At 62.7% G+C, this 8923-nt stretch carries 9 protein-coding genes; 7 read left to right on the top strand and 2 right to left on the bottom strand.

The annotated features are described in order from the left end of the window. The first annotated feature begins 107 nt into the window (after positions 1 to 107). Genes FHW96_RS06140 through FHW96_RS06110 form a run of 7 tightly spaced genes read left to right on the top strand, consistent with a single transcriptional unit; the run spans position 108 to position 6426 of the window. Complete coding sequence (locus FHW96_RS06140; RefSeq protein WP_371815642.1) at positions 108 to 491, top strand: VOC family protein; 384 nt, start codon at positions 108 to 110, stop codon at positions 489 to 491. After that, entirely contained in the window at positions 491 to 913 is a 423-nt protein-coding gene (locus FHW96_RS06135) for an NAD(P)H-dependent oxidoreductase subunit E (protein WP_172339630.1), read from the top strand. Before FHW96_RS06140 ends, FHW96_RS06135 begins: the two co-directional genes overlap by 1 nt. Then, positions 910 to 2421, top strand: a complete 1512-nt coding sequence (locus FHW96_RS06130) for an NADH-ubiquinone oxidoreductase-F iron-sulfur binding region domain-containing protein (protein WP_172339629.1) — start codon at positions 910 to 912, stop codon at positions 2419 to 2421. Before FHW96_RS06135 ends, FHW96_RS06130 begins: the two co-directional genes overlap by 4 nt. Next, positions 2418 to 2951: a molybdenum cofactor guanylyltransferase gene (locus FHW96_RS06125; protein WP_172339628.1), complete on the top strand. Its 534-nt coding sequence runs from the start codon at positions 2418 to 2420 to the stop codon at positions 2949 to 2951. Before FHW96_RS06130 ends, FHW96_RS06125 begins: the two co-directional genes overlap by 4 nt. After that, positions 2941 to 5808: a formate dehydrogenase subunit alpha gene (gene fdhF / locus FHW96_RS06120; protein WP_172339627.1), complete on the top strand. Its 2868-nt coding sequence runs from the start codon at positions 2941 to 2943 to the stop codon at positions 5806 to 5808. Before FHW96_RS06125 ends, fdhF begins: the two co-directional genes overlap by 11 nt. Next, positions 5805 to 6014, top strand: coding sequence for a formate dehydrogenase subunit delta (locus tag FHW96_RS06115; protein WP_253950757.1), 210 nt, complete (start codon positions 5805 to 5807; stop codon positions 6012 to 6014). Before fdhF ends, FHW96_RS06115 begins: the two co-directional genes overlap by 4 nt. Position 6015: 1 nt before the next feature. Continuing rightward, the gene (locus FHW96_RS06110) at positions 6016 to 6426 is read left to right on the top strand and encodes a ketosteroid isomerase-related protein (protein WP_172339626.1); all 411 of its coding nucleotides are present in this window, start codon (positions 6016 to 6018) and stop codon (positions 6424 to 6426) included. A 267-nt stretch (positions 6427 to 6693) separates the two neighbouring features. Here the strand turns inward: FHW96_RS06110 and FHW96_RS06105 are convergent, their stop codons facing one another. Both FHW96_RS06105 and FHW96_RS06100 read right to left on the bottom strand, forming a co-directional pair. Beyond that, positions 6694 to 7323, bottom strand: a complete 630-nt coding sequence (locus FHW96_RS06105; RefSeq protein WP_172339625.1) for a winged helix-turn-helix domain-containing protein — start codon at positions 7321 to 7323, stop codon at positions 6694 to 6696. A 273-nt stretch (positions 7324 to 7596) separates the two neighbouring features. Beyond that, positions 7597 to 8805 carry an LL-diaminopimelate aminotransferase gene (locus tag FHW96_RS06100; protein ID WP_172339624.1) on the bottom strand — a complete coding sequence of 403 codons (1209 nt, stop codon included), beginning with the start codon at positions 8803 to 8805 and terminating at the stop codon, positions 7597 to 7599. Between the last annotated feature and the right edge of the window lie 118 nt (positions 8806 to 8923).

The raw sequence follows: 8923 nt of genomic DNA, 5'->3' as shown, positions 1-8923 counted from the left end.
CATGATCACCCATGTCATGGGCCTTGAAGACATCAACACCGCCTTCGACCTCATGCACGAAGGCAAGTCGATCCGCTCCGTCGTCGTATTTTGAACCGGGAGAAAGAATGATGTTTACCCATATCATGGTCGGTTGCAGCGATCCGGCAAAGACCAAGGTTCTTTATGACGCGCTGTTTGGCGCGCTGGGCGGCCCCCCCGGTTTCGACACCGGCAAGGGCGCCTTCTATCAGCATAATGGCGGAGCCTTTGGCTTTACCCTGCCCGCCAATGGAGAGCCGGTCAGCTATGCCAACGGCGGCACCATCGGCTTTGCCGCGACCAGCGCCGACATGGTCGAGGCATGGCACGCGGCGGGTCTGGCCAATGGCGGCACCTGCGAAGGCGCGCCCGGGCCGCGCCCGATGCCGGGCAGAAACCTGTATGGCGCCTATTTGCGCGACCTTGATGGCAACAAGATCTGCGCCTTTGTAGACCTGGATAAGGCATAATGACCAACGAGCGCCTGCAAGAGATCCTCGCCCGCCATGGGCAGAGCGAAGGTCCACTCCTGCCCATCCTGCATGACGTGCAGCGGGCCTTTGGCTGTGTGTCGCCCGACATGCAGCAGGTCATCGCGCAGGCGCTTAACCTATCCCGTGCCGAGGTGCATGGGGTGGTAAGTTTCTATCACGATTTCACCGAGGAGGCCGACACGCGCCCCTGCGTGCAGCTCTGCCGGGCCGAAGCCTGTCAGGCACGCGGGGTTGAGGCACTGGTCGAGGCCGCAGAGGCCGCCGCAGGGAACCGGGTGCGGATCTCGCCCGTTTATTGCCTTGGCCTGTGCAGCGTCGGTCCGGCGGCAAGGATCGGGGACGCGCTCCATGCGCGGCTGAACGCGGCCTCACTGGTCAAGCTGGTGGAGGCGGCATGATGATCGTCCGCATTTCCGATGATTCGCTCGCGCTGGCGCTGGGGGCTGACGGGCTGGCCTCGGCCTTTGCAGCGGCGGGTTGCGTGGTCGAACGCGTGTCGAGCTGGGGTATGCATTGGCTCGAACCCTTGGTCGAGGTCGATGGCATCGGCTATGGTCCGGCCACGGTCGATGATGTGCCTGCGATCCTTGATGGGACCAGCGCGCTAAGCATCGGCCCGATTACCGAACATCCTTTCATCAAACCCCAGCAACGCCTGACCTTTGCCCGCGCTGGCAAAACCCGGCCCCTCAGCCTTGAGGATTACGCAGCCACCGGCGGCTGGGCGGGCCTGCGGCGCGCCCAAGCCATGTCCGGCGAGGCGGTGATTGCCGAGGTCACCCAATCCGGCCTGCGCGGTCGCGGCGGGGCAGGCTTTCCGGCGGGGATCAAGTGGAACACCGTGGCCAAGGCGCCGGCCTCGCGCAAATATGTCGTCTGCAACGCCGATGAGGGCGATTCCGGCACCTTTGCCGACCGGATGCTGATGGAGGGCGACCCCTTCCAGCTTATCGAAGGTCTGGCGATCTGCGCCCATGCCGTGGGCGCTCAGGCCGCCTATATCTACACCCGCAGCGAATATCCCCATGCGATTGCCAAGCTGCGCGCGGCGATAGAGCTGGCGCAGGGCATCATCGCCCCGCTCCATATGGAAGTCCGCGAAGGCGCGGGCGCCTATGTCTGCGGTGAGGAAACTTCGCTCCTCAACTCCATCGAGGGCAAGCGCGGCGTGGTGCGCGCAAAGCCGCCGCTGCCAGCGCTTGAGGGCCTGTTCGGCTGCCCCACCGTGGTCAACAATGTGCTGACCATAGCCGCCATCCCGCATATCCTGTTCGAAGGCGGGGCGGCGGAATATGCCGCGCTGGGCGTTGACCGCAGCCTTGGCACCAAGCCGATCCAGCTGGCGGGCAATATCAAGCACGGCGGGCTGTACGAGACGGCCTTTGGCATTTCGCTCCACGATCTGGTCTATACCATCGGCGGCGGCACGGCCTCGGGGCGTCCGGTAAAAGCGGTGCAGGTGGGCGGGCCTTTGGGCGCCTATATCCCGCCCGCACAATTCGATCTGCCGTTTGATTATGAAGCCTATGCCCGCGCCGATGCGCTGATCGGCCATGGCGGCGTAGTGGTTCTGGACGATGGCGCGGACATGGGCCGATTGGCGCGCTTTGCCATGGAGTTCTGCGCGGTGGAAAGCTGCGGCAAATGCACGCCATGCCGGATTGGCAGCACGCGCGGGGTCGAATTGCTCGACCGGATTCGTGCGGGCGCGAAGGTGCTCGACCCGGTGGGCGCGCTGCCGCAAATGCATAACGCGCCCAAACTGGCGCGCACCGCCGATCAGGACATCGCCCTGCTGGAGGAGCTTTGCGAGACGATGAAATTCGGCTCGCTCTGCGCGCTGGGCGGGTTCACACCCTATCCGGTGTTGTCGGCCTTGCGCCATTGGCCGGAGGATTTCCAATGATCCTGGGCGCAGTCCTTGCCGGTGGCCGCTCCACCCGCTTTGGCAGCGATAAGGCGCTGGCCGTCCTCGATGGGCAAACGCTGATCGCCCACGCCGTCGCCTTGCTGGCGCGCCAATGCAGCGCGGTGGTGGTGGTGGGCCGCGAGGAAGCCCCCGCCCCCTGCATCCCCGACTGGCCCGCGCCGGGGATGGGGCCGCTGGGAGGGCTGGCCGCGGCGCTGCGCCATGCGCGCGATAATGGGTTTACCGATGTGCTGTGTGTGGCGGTCGATGCGGTGGGGCTGGATGATCGGCTGTTGGGGCGGATGTTCCCCTCGCCCTCCTTTGTCGAGAGCCAGCCCGTGATCGGCCTGTGGCCCGCCGGCGCCGCCGATGCGGTTGAGGCCATTTTGCGCGGCCAAGGCAAACATTCGCTGCGCGCGCTGGTCGAGACGACCGGCGCAAGGGGCGTTACGCTGCCCCGCCCGCCCGCCAATATCAATTCCCCCGACGATCTCGCCCAATGCGAGGAGGCAATCCATGGCCTATGAAATTCAGCCTGATTTCGGCACCCCGGCGCGTGATGGCGCTCCGGTAACCCTGACCATCGACGGCCGCGCCGTTACCGTGCCCACGGGCACCAGCGTAATGCGCGCGGCGGCGGAAATTGGCGGTTCGATCCCCAAACTCTGCGCCACCGACAATGTCGAGGCTTTCGGTTCCTGCCGTATGTGTCTGGTGGAAATCGAGGGTGCGCGCGGCCTGCCCGCTTCCTGCACCACACCGGTCGCGGCGGGCATGGTGGTGAAAACCCAGACGCCGCGTCTGGAAAAGATCCGGCGCGGGGTCATGGAGCTTTACATCTCCGACCACCCGCTCGACTGCCTGACATGCAGCGCGAACAATGATTGCGAGTTGCAGGACACCGCCGCCCAAGTCGGCCTGCGCGATGTACGCTATGGCTATGCGGGCGAGAACCATCTGGGTCAGGCGCCCGATCTGTCCAACCCCTATTTCGCGTTTGACGCCAGCAAATGCATCGTCTGCTCGCGCTGTGTCCGGGCCTGCGAGGAGGTGCAGGGCACCTTTGCGCTGACCATCGAAGGGCGCGGGTTTGATTCGGGCGTTTCGGCGGGGGCCAAGGGCGACGATTTCCTCTCCAGCGAATGCGTCTCCTGCGGGGCCTGCGTTCAGGCCTGCCCGACGGCGGCGCTGAATGAAAAATCGGTGGCGGAGATCGGCAAGCCGGAGCGCGCCGTGGTCACCACCTGCGCCTATTGCGGCGTGGGCTGCACCTTCCGCGCGGAAATGCGCGGCGATCAACTCGTCCGCATGGTGCCGTGGAAGGATGGCAAGGCCAACCGGGGGCATAGCTGCGTGAAGGGCCGCTTTGCCTGGGGCTATGCCAACCATGCCGACCGCATCACCAAGCCGATGATCCGCGAGGCGATCACCCAGCCATGGCGCGAGGTGTCGTGGGACGAGGCGATCAGCTTTACCGCCGCGCGTTTGAAGGCGATCAAGGCGACACATGGCGCGCGCGCGCTGGGCGGGATCACATCGAGCCGCTGCACCAATGAGGAAGCCTTCCTTGTCCAGAAACTGGTGCGCGGCGGGTTTGGCTCGAACAATGTCGATACTTGCGCACGCGTGTGCCATTCGCCCACCGGCTATGGGTTGAAGACGACCTTTGGCACAAGCGCGGGGACGCAGGATTTTGACAGTGTGGAGGACAGTGATGTCATCCTGCTGATCGGCGCAAACCCCACCGATGGGCATCCGGTTTTCGCCTCGCGCATGAAGAAGCGGCTGCGTGAGGGCGCCAAGCTGATCGTCATCGACCCGCGCCGGATCGACATGGTGCGCAGCCCCCATATCGAGGCCGCGCATCATCTGGCGCTGCAACCGGGTACCAATGTCGCGGTGTTGAGCGCGATTGCCCATGTCATCGTGACCGAGGGGCTGGCCGATGAGGCCTTCATACGCGAGCGTTGCGATTGGGATGAGTATCAGGATTGGGCGCGGTTTGTTTCCGATCCGCACCATAGCCCCGAGACGCTGGAGCCGGTAACGCGGGTTCCGGCGGGCGAGTTGCGTGCGGCGGCGCGGCTGTTCGCCACGGGGGGACCCGGTTGGGCGTCAGCCCAGAGAAACAGACCAAACGGCGCCATTTATTATGGCCTCGGCGTGACCGAGCACAGCCAAGGCTCCTCCACCGTGATGGCGATTGCCAATCTGGCGATGGCGACGGGCAACATCGGGCGGCGCGGCGTGGGGGTGAACCCGTTGCGCGGGCAGAACAATGTGCAGGGCGCCTGCGATATGGGTTCGTTCCCGCATGAATTGACCGGCTATCGCCATATTTCCGATGCCGCCACGCGCGCTTTGTTCGAGGCGGATTGGGGCGTGACGCTCGATGCTGAACCGGGTCTGCGCATTCCCAATATGCTGGATGCGGCGGTCGATGGCTCGTTCCGCGCGATCTATATTCAGGGCGAGGATATTTTGCAGTCCGACCCCAACACGCATCATGTCGCGGCGGGTCTGGCGGCGATGGATTGCGTGATCGTGCATGACCTCTTCCTCAACGAGACGGCTAATTACGCCCATGTCTTCCTGCCGGGCAGCACGTTTCTGGAAAAGACCGGCACCTTCACCAATGCCGAGCGACGCATCCAGATGGTGCGCCGCGTGATGGACCCGGCGAACGGTTATGAAGACTGGCAGGTCACGCAATTGCTGGCCCGCGCGATGGATCTGGACTGGGATTACAGCGATGCGGGCCAGATCATGGATGAGATCGCCCGCCTGACACCTTCGTTCACCGGGGTTTCCCATGCACGGCTAGATGCCGAAGGATCGCTGCAATGGCCGGTCAACGAGGCTCATCCCGATGGCAGCCCGATCATGCATGTCGATGGCTTCGTGCGCGGGCGCGGCAAGTTCGTGGTGACCGAATATATCCCCACCGACGAGCGCACCGGGCCGCGCTATCCTCTGCTGCTGACCACGGGGCGAATCCTCTCGCAGTATAATGTGGGCGCGCAAACGCGGCGCACCGCCAACAGCGTGTGGCATGCCGAGGATGTGCTGGAAATCCACCCGACGGACGCGGAAAATCGTGGGCTGTCCAGCGGCGATTGGGTGAAACTGGCCAGCCGGGCGGGGGAAACCACCCTGCGCGCGCTGGTGACGGATCGGGTGGCGCCGGGCGTGGTCTACACCACCTTCCACCATCCCGACACGCAGGCCAATGTGGTGACCACCGAGAACTCAGACTGGGCCACCAATTGCCCGGAATATAAAGTGACGGCGGTGCAGGTCATGCCTTCGAACGGGCCGACCGCATGGCAGCGTGACTATGAGGCGCAGGCCCAGCAGGCGCGCAGGATCGAGGCAGCCGAATGAACACCACAGATCATCTGATCAAAATGGCCAACCAGATCGCCGCCAACCTTGCCGCGCAAGGACAGGAGGCGGCGATCCGGGAAACGGCCCAGCATATCATCGACTTCTGGGACCCGCGCATGAAGGCGGGGATCGCGGAGGCCGATCACACGCAATTGTCCGAAATCGCCCGCGCAGCGGTGGGCATCGTGACCGCAAAGGCCTAAGATGAACCAGAATGAAGCGCTGGCCCTGCTGGGGCGCTATTATGCCGCCTTCAATGCCGGTGATAATGAAGCGATGCTGGATTGCCTGACGCCTGATGTCGCGCATGACATCAATCAGGGCGCGCGGCAGGTCGGCAAGGAGGCCTTTCGCCAGTTCCTCATCCATATGGATCGTTGCTATCGCGAAAGGCTGGAAGATATCGTGCCGATGGCAGATGTTCAGGGCGAGCGCGGGGCGGCGGAATTTACCGTGCATGGGCAATATCTGGCCACGGACGAAGGATTGCCAGAGGCAAAGGGGCAGAGTTACGTCCTGCCTGCGGGCGCATTTTTCAGCTTTCGCGATGGGCTGATCGCGCGGGTCGGCGTCTATTACAATCTGGCCGACTGGATGCGCCAAGTCGGGGCATAGGCGCGTTCTCTAAGGTCGCTTTTCAACGCCTCGCGCCCAAGGGTTTGCGGGGCGTTTTTACGTCATATAACCATAATGGATAATTCGCCCGTCCAGCGGGCAAAAAAAGACCCGGCCAAAGCCGGGTCGTGGAAGTTTGGGAGAGGATGCCTGAAAGGCAGATCCTATATGGGCTGGAATGGCCCGATCGGCAAGGTGAGAATTGTTTGAAATTCCTATTTGGATATATTAAATGCTATTGAAATCCAAATTGGCTTAAACCATTATTTATGCGCCTATTTGGATATTTTCGTCATTTGGTGAGTCCATTTCAGCACGTCCAACCAGTTGATACCCCCCCCCGGGCGCCGTCTGAATCCAGCCCGGCAAGCCTGCAACGGCCAGTTTCGAACGCAAACGACTCGTATGAACCGCCACGCTGTTGGTTTCCGGTACAAAGGACAGGTTCCACACATCGCGCAGCAATTCGCGCTTGCCCACCGCCTCGCCCGGCGAATCCATCAACCGCCACAAAACGGCAAATTCGCGCGGATGCAGCCCCACCGACTTGTCGCCGACAAAGGCGTCGCGCTCGATCAGATCGAGCCGCAGCGGCCCGTGCTGGCGCCAGCGCACCAGCGCCTCGGCCTGTTGGGTGATGCGCAAGGCACGCGCATGCAGTTCGGGCAGGCCGATCGCCAAATCGCAAGTATCGCCAAATCCGCGCCGCAACAGACGCGCCCGTTCCTGCCCGTCGCTCATGCCGATCACCAGCGCCCAGCGCCGCAACCGCACGCCGCGCGCGCCGTTGAGCCAGCGCCAAACACCGGCGTCTACCGTTTCATGATCAATCAGAATCGGAGTGTCAGGCGTCAGTGCACGAATGGCTTCGGGCGAATTGATATCGTCCGACTGCATGCGCCACCCAGAGATCCGCAGATCGACGTCCCCGAAAATCGAACGTCCGGCCAGCCAGTGAAAACACCGCACCGCGTATCCCCCAAACAGAAAAACAATTCATCATCGGGAACAGTGGGCATAATAGCTGAGCCATTGGTAATGCCAAAAAGTTAACGCCCATTTAGGCATAGGCGGTGCATTTGAAGCGCGCATGGCAAAGAAAACATTAAACAAAAACGCCCGGCGCATCTCTGCACCGAGCGTCACATTAGTTCCAAAATCTTAAAAATTTCAGCCTGTTTTGCCCGAGGGAACATTAACCCCCATGCTGGTCAGATAGCGCTTTACGTTACGCGCGGCCTGACGCAGGCGCTGTTCGTTTTCGACCATGGCGATGCGGACATAGCCTTCGCCATCCTCGCCATAGCCCACGCCCGGCGCCACGGCGACTTCGGCATGAGTCAGCAATTGCTTGGAAAACTCAAGGCTGCCCAGATGGGCCAGCGCAGGCGGCAGGGGCGCCCATGCGAACATGCTGGCCTTGGGGCTGGGAATATCCCAACCGGCGCGGCCAAAGCTTTCCACCATCACATCGCGGCGCTTTTGATACAGCAGCCGGTTCTGTTCAACGATATCCTGCGGACCGTTGAGCGCTGCACAGGCCGCCGCCTGAATCGGGGTGAACGCGCCATAGTCGAGGTAAGACTTCACCCGCGTCAGCGCCGCGATCAACTGCTTGTTGCCAACCGCGAAGCCTACGCGCCAGCCGGCCATGCTGAAGGTCTTGGACATGCTGGTGAATTCCACCGCAACATCCTTGGCGCCCGGCACTTCGAGGATCGAGCGCGTCGGATTGCCGTCAAAATACAGCTCGGAATAGGCAAGGTCGGACAGGATCCACACCTTGTTTTCCTTGGCCCAGGCCACCAGCCGCTCATAGAACGCCAGATCGACCGTTTCGGCCGTGGGGTTGGACGGATAATTGACGATCAGCACCGAGGGACGCGGCACCGAATATTTCATCGCGCGGTCCAGCGAATCCCAATAACGCTCATCCGGCGTCGTGGGCACCGAACGGATCGTCGCGCCCGCGATGATGAAGCCGAACGTGTGGATCGGATAGGACGGGTTGGGCGCCAGCACCACATCGCCGGGCGCCGTAATCGCGGTCGCCAGGCTGGCAAGGCCTTCCTTCGAGCCCATCGTCATCACGACTTCGGTTTCGGGATCGAGATCCACGTTGAACCGGCGACCATAATAATTGGCCTGCGCCTTGCGGATGCCGGGGATGCCCTTGGAGGCCGAATAGCCGTGCGCGCTGGGCTTTTGCGCCACTTCGCACAGTTTCTCGATCACATGGGGCGGCGGGGGCAGATCGGGATTGCCCATGCCAAGGTCGATGATGTCCTGCCCGCTAGCTCGTGCTGCGGCCCGCATCGCATTGACTTCGGCGATGACATAGGGCGGCAGTCGCTTCATGCGGTAGAATTCTTCGGACATCGGACCTTTCCTGTATTTTTCCCCACGAACACGCATCGACACATACGCCACCATGGCGAAGTGCGGGCGCCCAAGCGGCGCCACCACGGCGGGGGAGGCCGCTCCCATGCGCCTTTTT

This window comes from Novosphingobium sp. SG751A, assembly GCF_013149295.1.
Lineage (GTDB): Bacteria > Pseudomonadota > Alphaproteobacteria > Sphingomonadales > Sphingomonadaceae > Novosphingobium.
This window is presented reverse-complemented; position numbering and strand designations above follow the sequence as displayed.

What these genes read in the sequence shown, in the direction of transcription:
- FHW96_RS06140 (WP_371815642.1), top strand. Translation starts at nt 108, where the DNA reads ATGATGTTTACCCATATCATGGTCGGTTGCAGCGATCCGGCAAAGACC.
- FHW96_RS06135 (WP_172339630.1), top strand. Translation starts at nt 491, where the DNA reads ATGACCAACGAGCGCCTGCAAGAGATCCTCGCCCGCCATGGGCAGAGC.
- FHW96_RS06130 (WP_172339629.1), top strand. Translation starts at nt 910, where the DNA reads ATGATGATCGTCCGCATTTCCGATGATTCGCTCGCGCTGGCGCTGGGG.
- FHW96_RS06125 (WP_172339628.1), top strand. Translation starts at nt 2,418, where the DNA reads ATGATCCTGGGCGCAGTCCTTGCCGGTGGCCGCTCCACCCGCTTTGGC.
- fdhF (WP_172339627.1), top strand. Translation starts at nt 2,941, where the DNA reads ATGGCCTATGAAATTCAGCCTGATTTCGGCACCCCGGCGCGTGATGGC.
- FHW96_RS06115 (WP_253950757.1), top strand. Translation starts at nt 5,805, where the DNA reads ATGAACACCACAGATCATCTGATCAAAATGGCCAACCAGATCGCCGCC.
- FHW96_RS06110 (WP_172339626.1), top strand. Translation starts at nt 6,016, where the DNA reads ATGAACCAGAATGAAGCGCTGGCCCTGCTGGGGCGCTATTATGCCGCC.
- FHW96_RS06105 (WP_172339625.1), bottom strand. Translation starts at nt 7,323, where the DNA reads ATGCAGTCGGACGATATCAATTCGCCCGAAGCCATTCGTGCACTGACG.
- FHW96_RS06100 (WP_172339624.1), bottom strand. Translation starts at nt 8,805, where the DNA reads ATGTCCGAAGAATTCTACCGCATGAAGCGACTGCCGCCCTATGTCATC.